Annotated in this window: 26 protein-coding genes; 14 read left to right on the top strand and 12 right to left on the bottom strand. The window is 26.2% G+C overall.

Going from position 1 to position 24,983, the window contains the following annotated elements; all coding sequences use genetic code 11:
- Positions 1-63 precede the first annotated feature (63 nt).
- Positions 64-2,364, bottom strand: a complete 2,301-nt coding sequence (locus tag CRU93_RS04665) for an EAL domain-containing protein (RefSeq protein WP_164967617.1) — start codon at positions 2,362-2,364, stop codon at positions 64-66.
- Between the two features lie 29 nt (positions 2,365-2,393).
- Positions 2,394-4,607 carry a methyl-accepting chemotaxis protein gene (locus tag CRU93_RS04660; RefSeq protein ID WP_129103023.1) on the bottom strand — a complete coding sequence of 738 codons (2,214 nt, stop codon included), beginning with the start codon at positions 4,605-4,607 and terminating at the stop codon, positions 2,394-2,396.
- Positions 4,608-4,880: 273 nt separating this feature from the next.
- Between CRU93_RS04660 and CRU93_RS04655 the strand changes: the two genes are divergently transcribed.
- On the top strand, positions 4,881-5,123 hold the full coding sequence (locus CRU93_RS04655) for a helix-turn-helix domain-containing protein (protein WP_129103022.1): 243 nt from the start codon (positions 4,881-4,883) through the stop codon (positions 5,121-5,123).
- Between the two features lie 16 nt (positions 5,124-5,139).
- Here CRU93_RS04655 and CRU93_RS04650 read toward each other — a convergent pair whose 3' ends face one another.
- A complete protein-coding gene (locus CRU93_RS04650) occupies positions 5,140-5,907 on the bottom strand; it encodes a TIGR02757 family protein (protein ID WP_129103021.1) in 768 nt (255 codons plus the stop codon).
- Positions 5,908-5,967: 60 nt separating this feature from the next.
- Between CRU93_RS04650 and CRU93_RS04645 the strand changes: the two genes are divergently transcribed.
- Positions 5,968-6,549, top strand: coding sequence for a nitroreductase family protein (locus CRU93_RS04645; protein ID WP_129103020.1), 582 nt, complete (start codon positions 5,968-5,970; stop codon positions 6,547-6,549).
- Positions 6,549-7,373 carry an SDR family NAD(P)-dependent oxidoreductase gene (locus CRU93_RS04640; protein WP_129103019.1) on the top strand — a complete coding sequence of 275 codons (825 nt, stop codon included), beginning with the start codon at positions 6,549-6,551 and terminating at the stop codon, positions 7,371-7,373. The genes CRU93_RS04645 and CRU93_RS04640 overlap by 1 nt, the downstream gene beginning before the upstream one ends.
- A 20-nt stretch (positions 7,374-7,393) precedes the next feature.
- On the opposite strand, the gene CRU93_RS04635 is transcribed toward CRU93_RS04640, so the two are convergent.
- The 3 genes from CRU93_RS04635 to rsmD form a co-directional block, all read right to left on the bottom strand.
- A complete protein-coding gene (locus CRU93_RS04635) occupies positions 7,394-9,085 on the bottom strand; it encodes a Na+/H+ antiporter NhaC family protein (protein WP_129103028.1) in 1,692 nt (563 codons plus the stop codon).
- A gap of 121 nt (positions 9,086-9,206) precedes the next feature.
- Positions 9,207-10,004 carry an ABC transporter permease gene (locus CRU93_RS04630; protein WP_129103018.1) on the bottom strand — a complete coding sequence of 266 codons (798 nt, stop codon included), beginning with the start codon at positions 10,002-10,004 and terminating at the stop codon, positions 9,207-9,209.
- Between the two features lie 2 nt (positions 10,005-10,006).
- Entirely contained in the window at positions 10,007-10,603 is a 597-nt protein-coding gene (gene rsmD / locus CRU93_RS04625) for a 16S rRNA (guanine(966)-N(2))-methyltransferase RsmD (RefSeq protein ID WP_129103017.1), read from the bottom strand.
- 129 nt (positions 10,604-10,732) lie between these two features.
- On the opposite strand from rsmD, the gene CRU93_RS04620 reads away from it, so the two are divergent.
- Positions 10,733-11,290 carry a hypothetical protein gene (locus CRU93_RS04620; protein WP_129103016.1) on the top strand — a complete coding sequence of 186 codons (558 nt, stop codon included), beginning with the start codon at positions 10,733-10,735 and terminating at the stop codon, positions 11,288-11,290.
- A gap of 19 nt (positions 11,291-11,309) precedes the next feature.
- Here CRU93_RS04620 and rny read toward each other — a convergent pair whose 3' ends face one another.
- Together rny and CRU93_RS04610 are read right to left on the bottom strand one after the other, a co-directional pair.
- Positions 11,310-12,857: a ribonuclease Y gene (rny, locus tag CRU93_RS04615; RefSeq protein ID WP_258238831.1), complete on the bottom strand. Its 1,548-nt coding sequence runs from the start codon at positions 12,855-12,857 to the stop codon at positions 11,310-11,312.
- 34 nt (positions 12,858-12,891) lie between these two features.
- Positions 12,892-13,428 carry a 5-formyltetrahydrofolate cyclo-ligase gene (locus CRU93_RS04610; RefSeq protein WP_129103015.1) on the bottom strand — a complete coding sequence of 179 codons (537 nt, stop codon included), beginning with the start codon at positions 13,426-13,428 and terminating at the stop codon, positions 12,892-12,894.
- Between the two features lie 61 nt (positions 13,429-13,489).
- Between CRU93_RS04610 and CRU93_RS04605 the strand changes: the two genes are divergently transcribed.
- The 6 genes from CRU93_RS04605 (at position 13,490) to CRU93_RS04580 (ending at position 18,785) form a co-directional block, all read left to right on the top strand.
- Positions 13,490-14,047, top strand: a complete 558-nt coding sequence (locus tag CRU93_RS04605) for a TlpA disulfide reductase family protein (RefSeq protein ID WP_129103014.1) — start codon at positions 13,490-13,492, stop codon at positions 14,045-14,047.
- Between the two features lie 3 nt (positions 14,048-14,050).
- The gene (gene ftsY, locus CRU93_RS04600) at positions 14,051-15,106 is read left to right on the top strand and encodes a signal recognition particle-docking protein FtsY (protein WP_258238828.1); all 1,056 of its coding nucleotides are present in this window, start codon (positions 14,051-14,053) and stop codon (positions 15,104-15,106) included.
- 17 nt (positions 15,107-15,123) lie between these two features.
- Positions 15,124-15,996 carry a cache domain-containing protein gene (locus CRU93_RS04595; protein WP_129103013.1) on the top strand — a complete coding sequence of 291 codons (873 nt, stop codon included), beginning with the start codon at positions 15,124-15,126 and terminating at the stop codon, positions 15,994-15,996.
- Between the two features lies 1 nt (position 15,997).
- Positions 15,998-16,663 (top strand): response regulator transcription factor, encoded by a 666-nt coding sequence (locus CRU93_RS04590; protein ID WP_129103012.1) that lies wholly within the window; start codon positions 15,998-16,000, stop codon positions 16,661-16,663.
- A 52-nt stretch (positions 16,664-16,715) separates the two neighbouring features.
- A complete protein-coding gene (locus CRU93_RS04585) occupies positions 16,716-17,783 on the top strand; it encodes a HAMP domain-containing sensor histidine kinase (RefSeq protein ID WP_129103011.1) in 1,068 nt (355 codons plus the stop codon).
- A 72-nt stretch (positions 17,784-17,855) separates the two neighbouring features.
- Positions 17,856-18,785, top strand: coding sequence for a c-type cytochrome (locus CRU93_RS04580; protein ID WP_129103010.1), 930 nt, complete (start codon positions 17,856-17,858; stop codon positions 18,783-18,785).
- Positions 18,786-18,793: 8 nt separating this feature from the next.
- Here CRU93_RS04580 and CRU93_RS04575 read toward each other — a convergent pair whose 3' ends face one another.
- From CRU93_RS04575 to CRU93_RS04565, 3 genes are read right to left on the bottom strand one after another with little or no spacing between them, the layout of a single operon-like run.
- A complete protein-coding gene (locus CRU93_RS04575) occupies positions 18,794-19,348 on the bottom strand; it encodes a YqiA/YcfP family alpha/beta fold hydrolase (protein WP_129103009.1) in 555 nt (184 codons plus the stop codon).
- Positions 19,345-20,241 carry a DMT family transporter gene (locus CRU93_RS04570; protein WP_129103008.1) on the bottom strand — a complete coding sequence of 299 codons (897 nt, stop codon included), beginning with the start codon at positions 20,239-20,241 and terminating at the stop codon, positions 19,345-19,347. The genes CRU93_RS04575 and CRU93_RS04570 overlap by 4 nt, the downstream gene beginning before the upstream one ends.
- 12 nt (positions 20,242-20,253) lie before the next feature.
- Positions 20,254-20,676 carry a hypothetical protein gene (locus CRU93_RS04565; RefSeq protein ID WP_129103007.1) on the bottom strand — a complete coding sequence of 141 codons (423 nt, stop codon included), beginning with the start codon at positions 20,674-20,676 and terminating at the stop codon, positions 20,254-20,256.
- 176 nt (positions 20,677-20,852) lie between these two features.
- Between CRU93_RS04565 and radA the strand changes: the two genes are divergently transcribed.
- From radA to CRU93_RS04550, 3 genes are read left to right on the top strand one after another with little or no spacing between them, the layout of a single operon-like run.
- Complete coding sequence (gene radA, locus CRU93_RS04560) at positions 20,853-22,202, top strand: DNA repair protein RadA (protein WP_129103006.1); 1,350 nt, start codon at positions 20,853-20,855, stop codon at positions 22,200-22,202.
- A gap of 55 nt (positions 22,203-22,257) precedes the next feature.
- Positions 22,258-22,677, top strand: coding sequence for an rRNA maturation RNase YbeY (gene ybeY, locus CRU93_RS04555; RefSeq protein ID WP_129103005.1), 420 nt, complete (start codon positions 22,258-22,260; stop codon positions 22,675-22,677).
- 2 nt (positions 22,678-22,679) lie between these two features.
- A complete protein-coding gene (locus tag CRU93_RS04550) occupies positions 22,680-23,600 on the top strand; it encodes a calcium/sodium antiporter (RefSeq protein WP_129103004.1) in 921 nt (306 codons plus the stop codon).
- A gap of 10 nt (positions 23,601-23,610) precedes the next feature.
- Here the strand turns inward: CRU93_RS04550 and CRU93_RS04545 are convergent, their stop codons facing one another.
- Positions 23,611-24,018 (bottom strand): Fur family transcriptional regulator, encoded by a 408-nt coding sequence (locus tag CRU93_RS04545; protein WP_129103003.1) that lies wholly within the window; start codon positions 24,016-24,018, stop codon positions 23,611-23,613.
- A gap of 267 nt (positions 24,019-24,285) precedes the next feature.
- Here CRU93_RS04545 and CRU93_RS04540 point away from each other — a divergent pair, with 267 nt between their 5' ends.
- Positions 24,286-24,939 carry a ferritin family protein gene (locus tag CRU93_RS04540; protein ID WP_129103002.1) on the top strand — a complete coding sequence of 218 codons (654 nt, stop codon included), beginning with the start codon at positions 24,286-24,288 and terminating at the stop codon, positions 24,937-24,939.
- The last annotated feature ends 44 nt before the right edge of the window (positions 24,940-24,983 follow it).

The raw sequence follows: 24,983 nt of genomic DNA, 5'->3' as shown, positions 1-24,983 counted from the left end.
CTTATATATTATAAATTGTAACTTATAAAAATATTAAAAAATATTCTAATTTAATTATATTATTTATAATCTACATGGTTTATGAAAATAATATCCTTGAGAATAATCAATTCCTAGATTTTTAACTTTATTATATATCTGTTCATTTTCTACAAACTCAGCAATTAGTTTAATATTTTGTTTTTTAGCAAAAAGAACAATTGATTCTACAAGATTTTGGGAAAAAGGGTTTGTCATGATATTCTTGATCAAAGAGCCGTCTATTTTCAAAAAGTCTGGTTGAAACTCAAGAAGTCTTTCAAAGTTTGAATATCCACTTCCAAAGTCATCTATTGCTATTTTTACATCACCTATTAGTTTAGACAATGAAATAAAATTTTTTACGATATTTATATCATTTATATTTTCATCTTCAAGTAATTCAAAAGTTACTCTTCCTTTAAACTCCTCTTTTGAAATAAGTTTAAGTAACATACTTTTTATTTCACTATTTGTTATATCTGAAGCTGAGATATTTATACTTATATCTTTATTTGTTGTGCTTAATGCATTAAAAGAGCTTCTAATAGTCTCTTTTGTTATATTTATATAATATCCTGTCTTTTTAGACAACTCCAAAAAGTGATAAGGACTTAATATTTCATTGTTTCTATTCAATCTTACTAAAGATTCATATTTTACAATTTTTTGAGTTTGGTTATCTACAATTCCTTGAAAAAAAGATTCAAAATAACTATCTTTATTTTCAAGTGCATCTTTTACCATTTGAAGTGTTTTTAGTTTACTTTTTGCTTCTATTTGTCTTTTTATATAGAAGTTCTTTGCATAAACTATTGTGTTACTTGTTCTTATAGCATGCTCTATTCCTAAACTTACATCATCATATATATTTTCTTTTTTATCAGAGTAGCTAAGACAGATTTTTATATCATAAATCATATCTTTAAAAACTATTCCTTTTTTTGAAAAGTTTTCAACTACTTCTCGTAAAAGTGTATTTATTACTCTTATATCAATCTCTTGATTTTTCAATAGTGCAAAATAACCTTCACCAAGATTATAAACTTTTTTCAATCCACTCGTTTTAGGAAAATAATCTAAGATTTTTTTAGTAAATTCTTGCTTGAATTCATACATAATTATCTCAGAATAAAAATCCTTTAATAGCTCATAATTTATGATTTTTAAAAATATCAAAATAGGATTTTCCAAATACTTCAAATCATCTAAAAGAAGTCTTTTTGAACTCATTATTTCAGATACATCATGTCTTATTCCTATTATCTCTTTTATATTTCCATTTATATCTAAAATAGGAGAAATTGTAGCATCAACATAATAAGTATCACCATTTTTTTTCTTATTTTTTATGATACCTTTATATGTTTTTTTATCTTTTATTGTTTGCCACAAATCATCAAAAACTACTTTTGGTATATCAAAATGTCTCAAAATATTATGTGGCTTTGAAAGTAACTCTTCTTTTGAATAACCTGATATATTTATAAAGTTTTCATTGACATAAGTTATGATACCTCTTTTATTTGTCTTTGTAACAATATCACTTTCATTTAGAACTCTTTTGTATTCACTTAACTCTTTTGATTGATTTGCTAACTTTTGAATTTGTTTTGAGTGTTTTATATGTAAGTCTGCTTTTAAAAGTATCTCTTCATTAACAAATGGCTTTCTAATATAATCAATAGCACCTGATTTTAAAGCTTTTGTAAAGTTATCTTTATTTTCACTTCCTGATACTACTAAAATAGGAATATCTCTTGTAACTTTATTTCTTTTTAATATTTCAATAAAAGTAATACCATCAACTTTTGGCATCTCCAAATCAGTAAAAATCAAATCAATTTTTTGCATTTTTATGATTTTTAAGGCATCAGCTACACTTAAAGCGGCAAAGGTATTATAGTTTTTTACATTAAGTACATCTTTCATACTGTTTAATATAGATATAGAATCATCAACTATTAAAATATTTTTATTACTATTGCTTAGAACTGATTTTATTATCTGATTTATATTTTTTGTCAATACTCTTTTTGATACATTTTTTGAAAAATGACCTGTTACTTTATATTTAGAAGTAAAATTTCTTTTTTTCATATCTTCTTCTGTATCTAAAACTATTATCTTTGTATTTTGAGATGAGTATTGTGAAACTATTTTCAAAAACTTCTCTTTTTGTTCTTCTACAAAAGACAAATCTAATATAATAAAATCAAATGCATCTTTTTTAATATTTTTTAAAAACTCTTTTACTTTTTTAGTATGAGCCAAGACATAATCTACTTCTTTTTTTAGTTTTTCAGATAGATTAAAATTTTCAACTGTCAAAATTTTTATTTGCAACTTTTTTACCTTTTGGGAAAGTGAAATGCTTAAAAGCTTTCCCACTCACTATCATCTGTTTTGGATATTATTGGCTCTTTTTTATTATTTTTCGTCTTTTGTTCTTTTTTAATCTCTAATTTTATCTCATTTTGTTTTGAAGTATTATTTGATTTTGAAATTTTTATATCATTTTTTCCTAAAAACTCTTTTGCATTTGCATCAGATACAATTTCCTTAGCAATTTGATCTGTTTGTATTGCAACTTCTTGTGTTTGTGTAGAAATTGAGGCATTTTGTTGTGTTTGTTGATCTAATTGTGTTACTGCATCATTTATTTGTGTAATTCCTGTCTCTTGTTCTTTACTTGCATTTGCTATTTCTTGTATCATTACATTTGAATTTTCTATATTTTCAAGTAATTTTGTATATCCTTTAATCATCTCATCACTTGCTAATTTACCTTCATTTGCTTTTTGTGTGGCATTTTCAACTATAATTTTTATCTCTTTAGCAGCTTGGGCACTTCTACTTGCAAGATTTCTCACTTCTGCTGCAACTACTGCAAAGCCTTTACCTGCTTCTCCTGCTGTTGCTGCTTCTACTGCTGCATTTAACGAAAGTATATTTGTTTGAAATGCAATCTGGTCAATTACAGTTATTGCTTCATTTATAGAAGTTACTTCATCATTTATTTCATCCATTGCAACTGTTGTTTTATTTGCAAGAACTTGCCCTTCTTCTGCTGAGTTTGTCAACTCTTTTGTAAAAGAACTCATTTTTTCTACATTTTCAGAGTTATTTACTATCGTACTTGTTATCTCTTCGACTGCGGCTGCTGTCTCTTCTAAACTTGCAGCTGCTTCATTTGAACTTCTATTTAAAATATCTACATTTGAGATTAAACTATTAGATGCTTTATCAAGTGTAACTCCAATAGAAAATGACTTTCTTAACAATCCAGATATTTCATCTGTCAAGAAATTTACATTATTAATAAACTCAAGCATATACCCTTCTACATTTTTTGTAGATACTTTATTTACAAACTTATAATTACTAAACTCTTTTAATACAAAAGATACACTATCCATATTTGTTTTTATATTTACAAGCATTACATTTAAAGTATCTCTTAATTGTACAAGTTGGGGATTATTTGCTTGTGTTGTAAGCTGAATATCTATATATCCTTTTTTTATTTTTTCAACTATATCAACAGCATCAATTACTGCTTTGTTATCTTGCTGAATTCCCTTATCAATCTTTTGAATATTTTCATTTATACTATGACCCATTTTGGCAAATTCATCTTTACCTTTTACATTTAACAATTCAAAAGTTTGTGTTTCTCTATTTATATATGCGAAGAATTTTTTTAATCCTTGTTCAAATTTACCTAAATTTCCTAATATATCTCTTCCCATGATAAATAATACAACTACCATAAAACAAACAATAATAATAGTTAATATAATAGATAAAGTCTCCATTTCATCTATTTCATTATTTATTTTCTCTTTTACTGCTTCATCAAGATCTTTTATAGTTTTTTCAGTTAGATGAATAGTATCTCTTAACTCTTTTAAAAGTCCTGTTTTTTCACTTAATCCTTTTATTCTTTCTATTTTACATATGGCTAAAAAATCTTTTTTATAAGTAATCAAATTATTTTTCATTTGTTCATTTTGCATGTTATTTATCAAAGTGTCTATTTTTTTAGTAAAATTAATTATATATTTTTCATCTAGTCGCAGCATAAAATCTTTTTCATCTTTTCTCAAATCATAAATCGATGATAATAATTTATAATCATTTAAATTCTTCCCATAATTTTCAACTTTATGTACTGTTTGTCTTAAGACATTATATAATCCCTCATTTGAAGACAATCCCTTTTGTTCATCCAGTTTCACTAAATTTAAGAACAAGTTTTTATATTTTTTTAAAATATTTTTATAGCTAGTAGTATCTTTTATAGAAATATCAAAGTCTTTTAAGATTTTGTTTAAATCTTCTACTTTTATATTTGTACTTTTATATACAGTTAAAAAATGCTTTTTATAAACTAAATCTTTTCTTGTTAAAAAATCTTTTTCATATTTCCTTAAATAAAGTTGTTCATTTTTTAAATCATTTACAAATTGATGTGCATTATCTAATTTATTTATTTGAGATAAGCTATACATATCTACTAATAATATACAAATAATACCCATGATTACACTAATACCTAAGCCAATAAATTTATTTTTAATACTCATTCTTTCCTCTTTTAAACGTAGATAATATTTTTTAAATAAATTTTCAATATATTAAAAAAAAAGATTAGTAATAAAGATTAAAAAAGTTCTTTATTAGTAGGAATTATTAGTTATTAAAATATTATTTAACAATAAAAATCATCTCTTTTTTTCTAAATTTATCAATTATTACTTAAAATTGCAATCTAATAATAACTCACAAATACTTATAAGTGTTTGAGGATTTAAGTTTTTAAAGTTAATATTCCTTAAAAACTTATAGGTGTGTAAATTTTGCTTGAAGAACAACCACAAATTTTCTTAGATAAAATTGTTGAAAGAGTAAAAGAAGAGAGAAAAAAAAGAAATATTAGTCAGCTAAAATTGTCTTCTATTTTAGATTTTACTTCTCCAAACTATATTGCTAAAATCGAAACTAGAAAACATAATGTTTCTTATAATTTAGTTCATTTATGTAAAATTGCACAAGCTTTTGATATGGAAGTTGTAGATTTTTTACCTAAGAAAAAAAACTAATATAATTACTTAAGAATTATATTAGTTTCTCTTGCCCAATTCTATAAAGTGAAAAATCGTATTTAACTGGATCTAATTTATCAAATTCTTTTAATTTATTAGTTAGTTGTATTACTGATTTTAAGTCATATGTCTTTCTATGTAAAAGTCCAAGTTTTTGAGAAACTTTAAATGTGTGCGTATCTAAAGGAATTAATAAATCTTTTTTATCTATTTTATTCCATAAACCTAAATCCAAATTATCATCTCTTACCATCCATCGTAAAAACATATTCCATCTTTTATATGGTGCATTTCCAATATGTTTGATTTGGCTTGTTTTATCTCTTTTTAATCTATTTGAAACTAAAAAGGTAAATCCTTGTGAGTTATAACTTGATATTTTATAAATTGTATCAATTATAGTATCAATACCTTCTAAAACATTATTATCTTTTTTATATGCATCCCAAAATAAATTATTTAAACTTTCAGTTTGTTTCATTCTTCTAAATGTTTTAAATATCACTTTTATATCCATACTATTTTGAAATCTATAATAATATTTATCAAGTTCTTTGTCTATTATATGCTCATTTTCATTTAATAATTCAAAGTTTAAAGTGTCTAAAAATTTGACAATAAGTGAAGCTTTGCCATATCCAAAAAGTGCACAAAGTAATATTGCATATTCATCTTTATATCTACTTGCTACTAAAAGTGGATCTGGTCTATCATATGATAGTTCACAATCGTTATTTCTATTACAAACTTCATCATCTAAAAGCTTTTTTATATCTTGCATTATTCAACCTAAAGTTTTTGATTTGGTATAATAGCAACAATTAAAAAAAAAGAGTGTTAAATGAACTATAAAAACTTAAAACAATTAGTACAAAAAAGTAGATGTACAAGAAGATTCAAACAAAATCAAAAAATAGATTTAAATGATTTAGAAGAGCTAATTGATGTAGCAAGAGTTACTTCAAGTGCAAAAAACATGCAACCATTAAAATATATTTTGGTAACAAAAGAACAATTTGTAAAAAAACTTGCAACTACTGCAAAATGGGCTGCACACTTAACAAATTGGTCACAAAGTGAAGATGAGATTCCAAGTGCTTTTATTATTATGTTAAATGATAAAAGAATTGATGGATTTCCTATGTTTGACGCTGGTGTTAGTTTTGAAGCTATTAGTTTAGCTGCTAATTCAAAAGATTTAGATATTTGTGCATTAGCATCAATTGACAAGCAAGTTTGCAAAGAGTTATTTGATATTGATGATAATTTTGAAATTTTACTTGGTATTGCTGTTGGTATATCAAATGAAAAAATAGAACTTGTGGAAGTAACAGATAATAATACAAACTATTATAGAGATAAACAAGATACACATTGTGTACCAAAAAGAGATTTACCCCAAATAGTTGTAGGGAAGTATTAATGAAAAACATTTTGATTACGGGTTGTTCAACAGGAATTGGATTTGAAACTGCTAGAGTACTTAAAGAAGCAGGATATAAAGTATATGCTACTGCAAGAAAAAAAGAAGATGTTAAAAGATTAAGAGCATTTGGTTTTATCTGTTATAAATTAGATGTAACAAAACAAAAAAATATAACAAAAGTTCTTGATAAAATTTTAGAAGAAGATAAAAAACTAGATGCTTTGTTTAATAATGCAGGTTTTGGACAACCAGGTGCGGTTGAAGATATTACAGTTGAAACATTAAGACAACAGTTTGAGACAAATCTTTTTGGCATGCATGAATTAACAATCCAAACTATGAAGATTTTCAGAAAACAAGGATATGGAAAACTTATTCAACATAGTTCTATTCTTGGAATAATTGCACTTAAATTTAGAGGTGCATACAATTCAAGTAAATATGCAATTGAAGGTTTATATGATACATTAAGACAAGAGTTAATTGGAAGTAATATTTCACTTAGTCTTATAAATACAGGTCCAGTTACTTCAAAATTTAGGCAAAATTCACTTATTAAATTTACAGAAAATGTAGATATTGAAAATAGTTTTTTCAAAACAACATATAAAGAAGAGGTTAAAAAAAGATTAGAATCTACTGATGATTCAAAAACACCTTTTAATCTACCAGCAACTTCAGTTGCAAATGTTGTACTTGAAATAATGAATTCAAAAAAACCAAAACCAAGATATTATGTGACAAAAGCTACTTATATTTTAGGATTTGCAAAAAGAGTTTTAAGTACAAGATTATTAGATAAGTTATTAAATAGAATTTAAAAGAGAATAGAAATTCTCTTTTAATTTTTTGCTAAAAATGGCTTCCCATAAAATCTAACTGTAGCTGCTAGCACAACTAAAGCAATAGGAATTAATATAGATGCTGAATATCCAAGAGCAGCTGGAATATATCCAAATACAATAGATATTACACCTACAAATAGCGCATAAGGTAATTGTGTTGAGATGTGATCCATATGTTCACAACTAGAACCCATTGATGATAAAATAGATGTATCAGAAATTGGTGAACAATGATCTCCAAAAATTGCACCTGTTAAAACAGCCCCAATATTTAATACAATATAATCATTTAATGCAGTTGCTTCTAATCCTGTGTTTATTCCAATTGCATTTGCTAAAGGAATAGTTAAAGGCATTAAAATACCCATTGTTCCATAAGATGTACCAGTTGAAAATGAGATAACTGAACCAAATATAAATATAACAGATGGAAGAATAAATTGTGGAGTACTATCTGAAAGTAATGATACTAAATAAACAGATGTCCCTACTTCTTTAATAACTGAAGAAATAGACCAAGCAAGTATTAAAATAACAGCAGTAATAACTAATGCTTTTACACCATGAACCCATGTTTCTAAAGCTTCAGATAAATCAAATATTTTTTGTTGCATACCCATTGCAATTGCTACAATTGAAGCAAATAATGCAGCTTCAAAAAGTACAATTGATGCATCAGCACTACCAAAACAATCTTTAATAGATTGAAATGAATATGGACTTGCTTGAACTGCTTTTAAAGCTTCACCTTCTAAAGCATGTAAACCATTGAAATAGAAACCTAAAAATGAAACAATAATCAAAACTAAAATAGGAACTATTGCATTCCAAATTGAGTATTCAACATTTTTTTTAGGAGCCATTGTTGAAGATTCTTGATTTAAGTGCTCCTCTTCTTGCTTTTTACTTTTTGTAACTTTTCCAGTACTTGAAGCTCTTACAGCTGCTTTGTGCATTGGACCAAATTCTCTTAAAAAATATGCAGTAAAAAATACAAATGCTAGCATTAAAATATTATAAAATCTATAAGGAATAGTATCTACAAATATTGCATATGCATTGATATCTGGCTGACCAATCATAGAATAAGCATCTTTTATTAATGAAATTTCATATCCAATCCATGTAGAGATAAGTGCAATTCCCGCAATAGGAGCAGCAGTAGCATCAATAATAAATGCTAGTTTTTCCCTTGCAATTCTTAATTTATCAGTAACTGGTCTCATAATTGGACCAATAATTAATGAATTTGCATAATCATCGAAGAAGATAAAAAATCCCATTAGCCATGTATAAATTTGTGCACTTGCTGGACTTTTTGCCTTTGTAGCAAGCTTTTGAGCAATTGCTCTTGCTCCACCCATTTTTGTAATAACAGCAATTAATCCACCAATTGTCAATACTTGCAAAATAATACCTGCATTCCAAGAATCAGCCATCGAACCAATCATTTTACTAACCATATCAACAAAACCATTTACTAATGCATTGAAAACATTGGTTTCAACAACATTTACCATAAAAGTTCCAGTAAAAATCCCAATAAATAAAGAGAATATTACATTTCTTGTTATAAATGCAAGAACAATTGCTACAGCTGGTGGTAAAAGTGTAAAAGCCCCGAATAGTTCTGCATTCTGTTTATTATCTGCCATTAGCATTATTGGTAATAAAACTAATAGCAACATACTACTTGTCAATTTCTTCAAATTTAAGTCTCCATGTAAAAATTTCACAATTTTAGCATAAAAATAATTTGATAATCATTTATAAAAGAGTTAAATAGTAGTATGTCAAGTTATTAATAAGTTAGTTTATTACTTCTTTTGTATTGGCTTTTTGTTGTAAATAATCAGAAATTTGTATCAAACAAAAAGTAACTAAAAATATAAATAGTCCAGGAAAAAAACTAACCCACCATGAGATATCTATTACTGCTTTTCCATCACTTAATAAACTCCCCCAAGACATATCAGGAGGATTTATACCTAATCCTAAAAATGAAAGTCCAGACTCTGCTAAAATAGCTCCACCTACTCCAAAAGTAAAAGATATAAGAAATATAGGCGCTAATAACGGAGCAAAATATTTAAAAATAATCTTCAAGTTAGAGACATTTGAGAGTTTTAAAATTTTTATAAAAGATTTATTTCCTATTGCAAAACTTTCACTTCTTATTAGTCTTGCCATACTCATCCAACCAGTTATTGAAATTACAATAATCAAAACTAATGCTGATGCTTGAATATATGAAACTAATGCCAATAAAAGAAAAAAAGTTGGGAATGTTAAAAATAGATCAATTAATATTACAATAGATTTATCAATTTTTCCTTTAAAATATCCTGCTGTTATACCAATAAAAAGACCAATAAAAGATGCAATGCTTGCAGATAAAATTCCAATAATCAATGAAGTTTGTCCACCTAATAAAACCCTTGCTAATACATCTCTTCCTAACCTATCTGTTCCAAATATATGCGAAAAAGATGGAGAAGCTAAAATCTCACTTGGATTTAAATCATAAGGTGAAACTGTATAAAAAAATGGCAATATAAAAATTGAGATAAATACTAACCCTAATAAATATATTGCTATTTTAAACATTATTACAATTCTTCTTCAATATAATAAGATAAAGAACTTTTACCAAATTTTTTAGTTTTATTTAATTTAAATTTACCAAGTTTTTCTGGCATTTCTAAGTTACTTACATGTTCAAAAGTAATTAAAAAGATATTATTATTTTCAATTTTTCTTACAATATCAAATGATTTTTCATATACATCATCCATGCCATCTCTATAATCAAAAGGAGGATCAATATATACTACAATTTCATCATTTGAATTTTTTAAACTATTTAAAATTGAAGGTAGTTGTACAAATGTATCACCAAACATTGTTTGACATTTACTATTATCAATCGAGTTACAATTTCTAACTAAAGTACTATATGAGTTTTTATCTAACTCTACAAAGTAAGATCTTTTTACACCTCTACTTACAGCTTCAAGTCCAATACTTCCACTTCCTGCAAAAGCTTCTACGAAGATTTTATCTATAATATCAAATTGTAAAACATTGAAAAATGACTCTTTTAATCTTGCTTTTGAACTTCTTGTTACTTCAAGTGAAGGTAATTCTATTTTTTTACCTTTATATTTTCCTGCTATTATATTTGTTGTTAATACATTACTTTTCATATTTTTTGTTTTACTTTCATTTTAATTTATTTGAAATTATATTTATAATAACGTTAAAGAATAGTTAATAATAGTTAAAAAAAGATTAATACTTAAAGATTATAATTACACAATTCATTAGGAGGATAGATGAGCAAAAAAATAAATGTTTCGCAAAAGTTTAGACAATGGCATAGAGATTTAGGATATTTAGTGATTGGTATTACAATAATCTACTCACTAACTGGTATTATATTAACACTAAGAGATTTGCACTTTTTTGAAAAAGATTATATTTATATTTCAAAAATAGAAAAAAGTAGTGATTTAAATAAATTAAAACAAAATTTACAAGAAAGTTTTAAAAACAAAATAGATAGTTTAAAAGTTATAGAAAATACTGATAAATATATAAAATATCAAGCCTCAAAAAAGAAAGGTAAAAAAGAGTTAATATACTATAAAGATACAAATGAAGCTCAACTTACTATTAAAGATTATCCAGCTTTTATAAAGACATTTATTAAAGCTCACAAATCAAAATCAAAAGATAGATGGTCATATTTAGCTCTTGCTTATTCTGTAATATTACTGTTTTTAGCAATTTCTGCAATTTTTATGGTAAAAGGAAAAAATGGCTTTAAAAAAAGAGGTATTTATTTAACTTCAGCGGGAATTTTATTAGTAGTTTTATTTTTATTTATTTAATCTTTGCAAGATAGTTTTACTATCTTGCATAACTTTCAGCTCTTAACTCTCTGATTACATTAACTTTAATTTCACCAGGGTATTGAACTTTTTCTTCAATTTCAGTTGCGATTTCATTTGCAAGTAATACAGCCTCATCATCATTTACAAGTTCAGCTTTTACAATTACTCTTACTTCTCTACCAGCATTTATTGCATAAGCATTTATAACACCAGTTTTACTAGTTGAGATATTTTCAACCTCTTCTACTCTTTTTAAGAAACTTTCTAATACTTCTCTTCTTGCACCTGGTCTTGCAGCACTTAATGCATCTGCTGCACAAACTGCAGCACTTTCTACATTTATTGGCTCTTCATGTCCATGATGTGCATATATTGCATTTATAACTGTTGGGTCTTCATCATATCTTCTACACATATCTGCGCCTAGGTGTACATGTGATCCTGGCATGTCATGAGTAAGTGCTTTACCAATATCATGCAATAATCCTGCACGTCTTGCTAAAATTGGATCTCCATCCATTTGAGCAGCTAATAATCCTGCTAAATTTGCTACTTCTAATGTATGTTTCAATGCATTTTGACCATATGAAGCTCTATATCTTAATCTACCAATTAATTTAACTAGCTCAGGATGCATAGAACCAACACCAAGTTCTAATATTACATCTTCACCCTCTTTTTGCATATTTTTGTCAAATTCTGCTTTTACTTTTTTGTAAATTTCTTCAATTCTTGCAGGTTGGATTCTTCCATCTTCTAATAACTCTTCAATTGTTTTAGTTGCAATTGCACGTCTATAAAGATTAAAAGATGATATTGTTATCATATTTGGAGTATCATCAATAATAATATCAACACCTAATAACATTTCAAGGGCTTTAATATTTCTACCCTCTTTACCAATAATTTTACCTTTTGTCTCTTCATCATTTAAAGGAAGATTGTTTATTAGTCTCTCAGCAGCAAATTCACCTGCATATCTTGTAACAGTTTGAGATAACATATTATTTATCTCTTCTTTTGCATTTACTTCTGCAGCTTTATACTGTTTTCTAAATATAGATGCAATTTGAGCTCTACTGTCTTCTTTTACTTTTTCAAGCATTAACTCTTTTGCTTCTTCAACCGTAAGCCCTGAAGCATTTTCTAATACTTTAATTGCTTTAGAAATTTTATCTTCATATGTTTGTTGTTGTTTAGCCAAGCCTTGTTGAATAGTTGTAATCTTATTATTTTTTTCAATAATTTCATCTTTTTGTTCTTGGATAGTTTTTAATTCTGATTCAAGATGTTTATTAACCTCTTTTTCTTTTCTTTCAATTTTAAAAACCATTTCGTCATACTCTTTTTTAGCAGCTCTAAACTCTTTATCATAATCTCTTTTTGCTTTTACTTGAGCATCTTTTAGTATAACTTCTGCTTCGTGTTCAATAACTTTTGCTTTTGCTTTTGCTTGTTCGATTAAAATATCAAACTTTGCACTATAAAATTTCTTAACAATTAAAACACTTATTAATGCTGTCAGTAATGCAGTAATAACGCCTACGGCTATTGACTCCATCATTGATTCCATCATTATTATCTCCATATTCAAAACCTTAATTTGTAATTATATAATCAGCTTGAATATCGTAATCATTAGATAATATTTCGGGCGTTTTACAAAGTTTCAATTGAGTAAAAACCATACAAGGTTTATAATTCAACCTATAAAAAAATCTGTCATACATTCCTTTTCCAAAACCAATTCTTTTATATACTCCATCAATACCAACAACAGGTACGATTGCTATATCAATTTTTCTTGCACGAAAAATGGAATTGCTTGGCTCTTTAATTCCAAATTTCTTGGTTTTTAAAGGCAGTCTATATTTAACAGCTTTAAAGCTATCTTCTACCATATATGGAACATAAACATCTATTTTTTCTCTTCTTAGTATGTTAATCAATGGCTTTACATCTACTTCAATTCCCATTGGAACATACAAAAGCACGGTTTTTGCTCTATAATTTTTTATAAATGTATATAATGCTTTTACTATTTTCTTATTTTTATAAATCTTTGAAAAACGACTCTCAAATTCTAATCTTTTAATACACGATTTTCTAAAATCACACTTGTGACTATCTTTCATATTTAAGCCTTACTTAGGTAAAATTCTTACCCAGCAAAATATTTTACCAAAAGGAATTAAAATGCAGTTTAAGAAAATAACATTTCTTACGATTTTATCTATTGTTTTACTCACTGGTTGTGGTGATTCTAAACACAAAGAAGAAGGTAAAGTTAAAGCTGAAATAAAAACGCAATTCCAATTAAACAATATAGATGGAACTACAATAAATATCAATAAAAAAGATGATAAAGTTATTGTAGATGAATTTAAAAATAAAGTAATTTTATTGGATTTCTTTGCAACATGGTGTGAACCTTGTCAAGCAGAGATACCACAGTTAAACAACTTGCAAGAAAATTATGCAAATAATTTTAAAATTATTTCAGTAGCAATGCCTGAAAAAGATGGTTCTTTGCCAACAACAGATTCTTTAAAAGAATTTAAAGAAAAATATAATGTAAGTTATCCTATTGTAAATGGCAAAGAAGTAAGTGAACTTTCACAGAGTTTTGGAGGAATAAAGACTATTCCTACTATTATGGTAATTGATACAAAAGGTAACATAAAAGAGAATTATATTGGTGTAGTACCTGAAGAGATGTTAGAAGTTGATATAAAAAAAGCACTTGGGAAATAAATAATGTTTAGTTTTTTTAAAAAGAAAAAAGAAGAAAAAGAAGAAATACCTTCTTTAGAAGAAGAAAATCAACAAGTAGAAATTCAAGAAGAAGTAATTGAAGAGGTTAAGAGTGAAGAACTTCCTGAAGAAAATATAATTGAAACTAATGAAGAGATACAAAAAGAGCCAATAGAAGAAGAGAAAAAAGGTTTTTTTTCAAAAGCATTAGAGAAAACTTTTGCAAATATAAAAACTATTGTTCCTCAAAGAAAAGAAAAAATCAGTTTTGAGGATGTAGAAGAACTTCTTATTGAAGCAGACATGGAATATGAAATTATTGAAAAAGCCATGGATGGACTTCCTGAAATGATTACAAGAAAACAGTTAAGACATAGACTTGTTATGCTTTTTGAACATGCTCCTGATGTAGATTTATCAAATCTTCCAAAACCTTTTGTAAGATTAGTAATAGGTGTAAATGGTGCAGGAAAAACAACAACGATTGCAAAACTTGCAACAAGATCAAAAAAACAGAATAAATCTGTGATTTTAGGTGCTGGAGATACATTTAGAGCTGCTGCAATTGAACAACTAGCAAGTTGGGCAGAAAAAATTGATGTTCCAATAATTAAGACAAAACAAGGACATGATCCAAGTGCTGTTGCATATGATACAATTTCATCAGCAATTGCAAGAAATATAGATAATGTAATTATTGATACAGCAGGAAGATTACAAACACAAACAAATTTAAATAATGAATTGAAAAAAATTGTAAAAGTTTGTTCAAAAGCAATGCCAGATTCACCTCATCAAAAACTTCTTATTATAGATGGAACTCAAGGAAATAGTGCTATTTCACAAGCAAAAGCATTTAATGAAATGGTTCATGTAGATGGAATTATTGTTACAAAACTTGATGGTACTGCAAAAGGTGGAGCTCTTTTTTCTATTTCAAATCAACTTGAATTACCTATTTTTTATGTTGGTGTAGGAGAAAAACAAGACGACTTAATAGAGTTTAGTCCTGATGAATTTGTGGACTCTTTATTAGACGAGATCTATACACAAGAATAGGAGTAAAGAGATAAGTTTTGTCAAAAACAAGTAAATATTTATTTATTATTGGAGGTATCACCTCTTTTTTTATCTGTGTTATTTTTTATTTATTAACAATTTTAAATAACACAGATGAACTTATAAATAAACTAGATGATTCATTGACTATGACAAAAAATCTTTTTGAAGAGCAAAAAAGATATGCTTTATCTCTATCTATCTTACTTTCACAAGATAAAGAGCTAATTAGTAGTTATATAAAAAAAGATAGAATGCAAAGCTTTAAAATTGTAAATAAAAAAATCAAAATTCTTAATAGTTATCAAAATAGTAAATTTGAAGTTCAAATACATAATAAAGATTTGACTACTTATTTAAGAAGTTGGGATTTTAATATAAAAAATGTGCCCCTTGCAAATTTTAGAAAGGGTTTAGTAAAAGTTAAAAAAACTAAAAAGCCTTTAGTTTCAATTGAGCTTGGTAAAAGATTGAATATAAAAGCAATCTCTCCTATTTTAGAAAATAATAAATTTATTGGTTCAATTGAGACTATTATTAATTTTAAATATCTTTCTAAATACCTACAGAATAAAGGATATAAACTATTTATATTGTTAAATAGTAAATATTTAAATATTGCCACAAAAATGAAAAACAGTGATAAAATAGGTAATTTTGCATTAATAAATGAAGCAAATATTGATGATTTAAAAGGTGTAGATCTTAAAGATCTATTTGATTATGGATATACGTCAAGTAAAAACTACTCTTTTTCATATTTTTCCTTTTATAATCTAAATAATCAAAGGCTAGGATATATATTTACAGCAATTCAAAATAAAGGTCAATATCAATTAAAAAATGCATTTAAAGATATTGAAAATAATTTAAAAAAGATCCAAAGATAAAATGAAACTTTTACTGCTAGAAGATGATTTTGAATATAAAATGACAATTAAGGAGTATTTAGAATCCCTTAATTATGAAATAGATGATTATGATAATGGAGAAGATGCACTAAATGCAATTTATGAAAATAATTATCAAATTTTAATACTTGATATTAGAGTTCCTAAACTCAATGGATATGAGTTAGTTAAAATAATAAGAGAAGACAATATAAATATTCCAGTAATTTATATTACTTCTTTAACAGATATTAATAATCTTAGTTTAGGATATGAACTTGGATGCAATGATTATATAAAAAAACCTTTTTCACCAAAAGAGTTAAGATATAGAATAGAACAACTAATAAAACTTTATTATACAAATGAAAATAGTAACAAAATAGAATTACTTCCTAACTTTTCATATGATATTATTAAAAAACAATTATTTGATGATCAAAAAGAGATTTCTTTAACTAAAAAACAAAATAAAGTGATTTTTTTTCTGATATCAAATAAAAATAATTTTGTAAGTATAGAGACTTTAAGAACTGAAGTTTGGGATGATAAATATATAAGCGAAGCTGATATTAGAGTTTGTATCAAAAAAATAAGAGATAAAACCTCAAAAGATTTTATTAAAAATCAAAGAGGTTTGGGTTATAAAATTGATAGAAAAGAGTAAAAACTTTACACTGAGGATCTCTCAGTTTTATACAATAATATTTATTACATTTATGTCCATACCAACTTATTTTTATACAAAATTGGAACTAAAAAGCTACAATAGCCAACAAAAGAGTCAAACACTAGAATTTGCCAAAAAAATCCAAAGTAAAATATATGAATACTCTTTATCAAATAGTAAACATAAGTTTGTTTTTCCTAAATCTTTTAAGTTTGATGTAAAAGTATTATCTAAACATAGAAAAATTATATATGAATCAATAAATAAAAAACATGATATAAAAAAGTTAAGAATAGAAATAGTATTGCCAAAAAATAAATTAAATGCAAAATATTTAATAGTTAAAAAAAATATCTCTTATTTGCAAATATACTTAAAAATCTTACTTTTATGTTTTTGTATTTTTTTATTTATGTTTGTATCAATATATTTAATTATTCAAGCAAGTATTGATCCTTTTAAAAGAGCAAATGAATACCTTGATTCTTTTTTTAATGATGCGATGCATGAACTAAAAACTCCACTTGGAGTAATTCAATTAAACCTAGAGATACTTGATGAGAAACAACCAAAAACAAAAGAGATTTATCGTTCTATTAATGCAACAAAAAATCTATTTTTAGTATATGAAGATATAGAGTATCTAATAAAACAAAAAAGTGTAAAATATAACAAAGAACAAATAGAATTTGATGCTTTTCTAAAACAAAGAATAGATCAATTTGATAGTTTACTAACACCAAAAAATCTTAGTTTTAATGTAAATATTGAACAAAATTTGATAATTAACATAAATAGGACTCATTTACAAAGATTAATAGATAATACTATATCAAATGCAATTAAATACTCATTTAAAAATAGTGAAATTAAAATAAACCTAAAAAAAGACGAAGAAAACAAATTAGTTTTTAGTGTTCATAATTTTGCAAATGAGATTAAAAATATAAATGATATTTTTAATAGATATTACAAAGAAGACCATATTAAAGGTGGTTTTGGAATTGGATTAAATATTGTAAAAAACATTTGTGAATATAATAATATAAAAATTGAGGTAAATTCATCAGAAAAAGAAGGAACATGCTTTAAATATATATTCTTAAACTTTTTTTAATCCAGAAGAATTAAAAGTTACGTTCTACTTACTTTAATATTATATAATAACTCCAAATTACAAGGAGTCAAAATGAAATTATTACTTAGTATTTTAGCTGTTTCTTCTATTCTTTTTGCAGCTGATATACCAGATCTACCTACAAAATATCCAAATGGAGAGCTTGGTAAAATGGTAAAACTTGGTGAAAAAATTATGAATGAAACAAATACTCATCCGCTAACAAAAGATTTTGTTGGAAATAATCTACAATGTAAAAGCTGTCACTTACCTGGTACAAATGGTAAGCCAGGAACAACAAAAACTATTGGTACATTTATTGGAACTGCATCATCTTTCCCAGCATTTTCAAAAAGAGAAAAAACTGTTCAAACTTTACAAGATAGAATAAATAACTGTTTTATGAGAAGTATGAATGGGAAAAGACCAATTGTTGATACAAAAGCTTCAATTGCAATGGCTACATATGTTACTTGGTTATCAACAAATCATAAAATGAAAATGAATGAGCACAGACCATGTAGTCCTCTAACAAGTGATAGATGGGCAAAATTACAGAAAAAATTTGCTGCTATTCAAAGAAAAGCAACTCATAAAAATTATTTAGCTGGTAAAAAAATATTTGAAACAAAATGTGCAACTTGTCATGGTAAAAATGGTCAAGGTATGGGTAATTTTCCACCACTATGGGGAAAAGACAAAGCTGGTAAATGGTTATCTTACAATAGTGGTGCAGGTATGAGTAAATTAAATAAAGCTCCTGCATGGATTCAAGAAAATATGCCATTAGGTCAAGGTGATACTTTAAGTGACCAAGAAGCTGCTGATGTTGCATTATATGTAGATGCACAAGATAGAGCAAACTTCGATCTTAAAAAAGGATTATTACCAAAAGAGAAAATGGGACACTATAACTCTAAAGTTCATAAAGAGACTCACTCTGTTGCTTCAAACTTCAAAGCATTTGGATTAGACTTAGAGAAAATTAAAACTGGAAAATAATTCCAGTTTTATTTGAAGAAATTTTCAACTTCCTTTAAATACATTTCAAAATCCGTAAAAGAGTGGTCTCCACCCTCTTTTACAATAGCTTTAGCCTTTGGCATTTTTTCTAAAACCTCTTTATAATCTAAAACTTCATCACCTTTTTTTAATAAAACAAAGAAATTCTCTTGATTTTTAATATCATCTTTAATTTCGAATTTTTTTAATTGTTCCAAATGATTTTTATTGCATTCAAATGTTGATAAATCATAATAATTTGTAGCTTTACCTATTTTATTTAAAGTTTTGTATGGATAAATTGCAGGATTTATTAATACTGCTTTTAAATTATATTTATTTGCAAGATATATTGCGTAAAAACCTCCCAAAGAAGAGCCTATCAAATTTATTTTTTCACCTTTTTGCTTTAAAAATATAATTAATTGTTCGAGTGTATCTACAGCTAAATCAGGGATATTAGATAAAGATGGTATCAAGATATTTGTTTTATATCTTTCTCTTAATATCGATGCTTTACCACCTACAGCACTACTTCCAAAACCATGTATATAAATTATCATTTTAAAACCTTTCTATCTCTTTGTAACATTACAGTTGCAATAGAGGTTATAATAATTCCAGGAATAACAATTTTATCTATACTTTTATTATCAATAATAAAAAGTAAAATTGCAACTGCAACTGGATTTAAATATATATAAGACATCACTTTTGATGGTCCAAGTACTACTGTACTCTTTTGATATAAAAATAAAGTTATAATTGTTGTTCCAATAATTAAATACAGCATATTATAAATAAGTTCTCCTTGAATAACCTGCCAATTTAATGGTTTTTGAAATACTAACATTCCCAAACTCATCCATAAAGCACCACCTATTAAAGTACAAAAAACTAGTACTATAGCATTGTCATTTTTATATAATAATTTAATACTAATTGAATAAAAGCACATTGAAACAGATGCTATTAAAAATATATAATCACCATGATTTAAACTAAATGATAAAAATAAATCAAAATTTGCTTTAAATATAACCCAAATAGTACCAATCAATCCTACAATATATACCCATAATTTATTTAATGTGATTTTTTCTTTAAAAATAAAAAAAGCTAAAATTGCAGTCATTAAAGGAACTAAAGTATATAAAGTTGCTGTATTTAAAACTGTTGTAGTTTTCAATGCTTTAAACATACCCATAAAATAAAAAGAATAAAAAAAACTAATAATAAGTGCTCTTGGTAAAGTCTTCAAAATACCATTTCGAAATACTTTCTTAGTTAAAATAAATGGTGCCATAATAACAATTGCTCCAACAAATCGAAGAAGAGTAAGAGAGAAAGGATTTAGTGTATTTGCAAGTTTTTGAGAAGCTATAAAAGAACCTGCAATTAAAAAAGTTGCCAATAATACATATAAATGCGCTTGTAAATCAGAAGTATTTTTCAAATATTCTCCAAACTATCTCTTTTCATAATATATAACTTTTTTTAAAGAGAAACTATTATCTATTTCTGTTTCTAATTCATCAGCAAAATATATAGTATAGTTACCAGATTCAGTAAATATTTTTTCTTTTATTTTCTTTGAATCTTTCCATGTAGTTCCTACTAAAGTATTCATATCAAGAGTAATTTCACGTAATTTTTCAAACTCTTTTTGTGGATATAACTCAACACCTTGAGTATCATCTTGTAATACATAAGTTTGATGATCAGGAGTTATAATCTCTAAATGTTTTGGAAAAACATCAGGTAATGATATCTTAAGAATATATTTTTTTAATAGATTTTTATCTATTTGTATATCATTTGATGATGAGTGAACTAACCCATAACTTACAAATAGCACAACGAAAAGTACAATTATTTTTATTTTTTTCATTTCTTTTCCATTTAAATTTATCTATTACTTTAACATAAAAATGTTTTAATTTGCTATTTATTATCTGATTTATGGCAATATGAAATATTTTTTAAAAATATTTACAATATTCGATAAAATCACAAAAAGAATTAAATTACTTTTCTATAAAATTCATTACTACATTAGGAGAATAGATGGCAAAGAAAAAAAGAACTCTATTTGAGTGCCAACACTGTGGTGAGCAATCTACAAAATGGCTAGGAAAATGTCCAAATTGTGGAGGATGGGATAGCTTCATAGAACTAAATCAAGAACAACAAGAGATAATAAAACAAACAGCAAAAGTAAGTAGTTCTACTTCAAAAGCAACTCCTATTACACAAATTAAGCAAGATGATGTTTCTAGATTTTCATCTAATAATGATGAATTTGATTTAGTTTTAGGTGGTGGAATAGTTCCAGGAAGTCTTACTTTAATAGGAGGAAGTCCAGGAGTTGGTAAATCAACACTACTACTTAAAGTTGCAGGAAGTATTGCTAAATCTGGTAAAAAAGTTTTATATGTATCAGGAGAAGAGAGTGCTGGACAAATAAAACTAAGAGCTAATAGATTAGAATCAAACAATGATAATTTATATTTGTTAAGTGAAATTAAACTTGAAGAAGTAATGGATGAACTATTAAGACAAGAGTATGAAGTTTGTATTATTGATTCTATTCAGACTATTTATTCATCAAATTTAACTTCAGCTCCAGGTTCTGTTTCACAAGTAAGAGAAATAACTTTTGAATTGATGAGAAAAGCAAAAGATAGTGAAATTGCTATGTTTATAATTGGACATATAACAAAAGATGGAAGTATTGCAGGTCCAAGAGTTTTAGAACATATGGTTGATACTGTTTTATACTTTGAAGGTGAAGCAAGTAAAGAAATAAGAATGTTAAGAGGCTTTAAAAATAGATTTGGTTCAACTTCTGAAATTGGTATCTTTGAGATGACAAATGAAGGTTTAGTTAGTGCTAAAGATATAGCATCTAAGTTTTTTGATAAATCAAAACCGCAAAGTGGTTCAGCATTAACAGTAGCAATGGAAGGAAGTCGTGCTTTAATATTAGAAGTTCAAGCTTTAGTTTCTGAAAGTACGTATCCAAATCCTAAAAGAAGTGCTACAGGATTTGATGTAAATAGATTAAATATGTTACTTGCATTACTTGAGAAGAAAATAGATTTACCTTTAAACAATTACGATGTATTTATAAATATAAGTGGTGGTATTAGAATAAAAGAAAGTTCCGCTGATTTAGCAGTTATTGCTAGTATTATAAGTTCATTTAGAGATAGACCACTATCAAAAGAATCAGCATTTATTGGAGAAGTTTCATTAACAGGAGAGATTAAAGATGTTTATTCTCTTGATATGAGATTAAAAGAAGCACAAGCACAAGGTATAAAAAAAGTAATATGTGCTCAAAAACCAAATATTAAATTGGATCTTAAAATTTATCCAGTTGAAGAAGTTCCAAAAATGATAGAATTATTCTAAAATAAGATTAAAGTTATTTAGGTATTATTGCACAAAAAATATAGATGGGGATTATATGATTGAATTGGATGATCAAGTAGATTTAAATATTGATATAACTTTACTTGAAGAAATTTCAAATAGTTTAACTACTAAAGATATTGAACTAATTATTACTGATAATGAACAAATAAAAGAACTAAATAAACAACATAGAAATATTGATAAGGCAACTGATGTACTTAGTTTTCCATTAGAGTTTGATATGCCCCAAATGCCACTAGGTTCCATTGTAATTTCAAAAAACTTTGTAGAAGACAAAGCAACAGAGTATAATCACTCAATACAAAATGAATTTACTCTACTTTTTATTCATGGATTATTACATTTACTTGGATATGACCATGAAATTGATGAGGGACAACATAGACAAAAAGAAGAAGAATTAATTACAAAATATAACTTACCAGATAGTCTAATAATAAGGAACTCTTAAAAATGGATTTTATAATTTTTATAATATCAATGGGTGCATTAATATACGGTGCAGATTTTATAATACAACAAAGTGAAAGAATCGCTTTATATTATAATATCTCTCACTTCGTAATTGGAGCAACACTAGTTGCCGTTGGTACAAGTCTACCAGAAATGGCGGTTTCTATATCTGCTTCAGTGAAAGGAAGTGGAGATATCGCAGTTGCAAATGTTATTGGAAGTACTATTTTTAATATTTCACTAGTCTTGGGAAGTGTATTTTTAATTGCCAAAAAAATATCCCCACAAAGAGATCTATTTGCAAAAGATTCAGCTTGGTCTTTATTCCCTATATTAGTATTTATATTAATGTCAATTGATGGGAAATTAAATGCCGTAGATGGTGTTTTATTCTTGTTTTTAATGTTAGGATACATCATTTTTTTAATTAATTCTAATCAAGTTGATCAAATTGATGAAGATTTGGAAAAAGAGAAATTTGCTTGGGGAAAAACTGCATTATTATTAGCACTTGGCTTTATATTTGTAATTGTTGGTGCAGATTTTGCTATTGATAGTGCTACAAATATTGCTAGAGACTTTGGTGTTAGTGAATGGGTAATTGGATTATTTTTAATTGCATTTGGTACAAGTTTACCAGAACTAGTAATCTCAATAAAATCAGCTATGAAAAATAATGCAGATTTAGCAATTGGTAATATTATTGGTTCAAATGTTGCTAACTTTACAATGGTTTTAGGATTAAGTTCTATTATAAATGATTTAAAAGTTGATTTGAGTGCAAACTTTTTTGATATAGCGGCTGCATTTGTAGTTTCACTTATGTTAGTGCTTATAACTGCAAATAAACTTTATAATAAATCTGCTGGAATTGCTTTGTTGGTAGTTTTAGGATTAGTAATACAAAATAGTTTAACTTAATAAAGTTAAACTATTTATTTGAACAAGTTGGACAAAGTCCAGTAAATACTACACTTGCTTCTTGAATTTTATAGTTTTTTGAAGCAGTCGCTTCTTCTACTAAAGAACCAATTGATAAATCAATATCCTCTATTTTGCCACAAGATGAACAAACTAAATGAGAATGCTCTTCTTTTACTAATTCATAAACTGATTTCGAATTTGGTATTTTTACTTCATTTAAAAATACTTTTTCGATCATTGCATTAACATTTTTATAAATTGTAGCAAGAGAAATAGATGGAAACTTAGATAGAAGCTTTTTATATAAATCATCAATATTCATATGACCATTTTTATATAACTCTTCAACTATAGCAACTCTTTGCGGTGTCACTTTTAAATTATACTCTTTTAATAAAGTTGTACAGTTCATCATATTAATCTGCCTTTCTCTCTGTGAAATACACTATATATCACTTTTTAATTACTTATATTTACAGTCATTATAATTTTATTAAAATATAATAAAAACTTTCCTAAGTATCAAAAAGTATCAATGGAAAATAATTTTCCTTTAAGTTTCTACTAATTATAATTATTAAAAGAAAAAAATTATCTGTATTATAAAGATTAAATTTTAAGTTTAGTTGAAATATAATCTTTAATAGATGTATTTCATCAAATAAATAAATAGGAATATAAAATGAGACAATATGAATCATATAAATGTAATAAATGTGGTAATAAAGTAGAAGTTCAAACAGTTGGTGGAGGAGAACTTCACTGCTGTGGAGAAAAAATGGAAATGATTACAGAAGATTTAACAGTTGTAAATCTAATGAAAGCATTTGCTGGAGAATCAATGGCAAGAAATAAATATGAGTATTATGCAAAAGTTGCTCAAAAAGAAGGCTACAGAGATATTGCAGAACATTTTCAAAGAGCAGCAAATAATGAAAAAAAACATGCCAATTTAGAATTAAGATCATGTAATGAACTTTTAACAGGTAAAGAACTAGGAAATACAATTGAAAACCTTAATGATGCAATTGCAGGAGAAAGTTATGAAAATGAAACTATGTATCCTGATTTTGCAAAAATTGCTAAAGAAGAAGGTCATAATAAAATTTCTAAAATGTTAGAACTAATTGGAAAAGTTGAAATAGAACATGAAAATATGTATAAATCGCTTTTAGAAAGACTTGAAAGTGGAAAAGAGTTTGAAAGTGATGATGGAGATGAAGAGTGGATTTGTGAAGTTTGTGGTCACGTTCATAGAGGTAAAAAACCACCTAAAGCCTGTCCAGTATGTAAACACCCTCAAGAATACTTCTCAAGACAAAATACAAAAAAATAGTAAAGTAAAGATTTTTCTTTACTTTACTTTTATAATAGAAACCT

The organism is Arcobacter sp. CECT 8985, from assembly GCF_004116495.1.
Classification (GTDB): Bacteria; Campylobacterota; Campylobacteria; order Campylobacterales; family Arcobacteraceae; genus Malaciobacter.
Note: the sequence above shows the minus strand (reverse complement) of the source record. Positions and strands in the feature narration are given on the sequence as shown.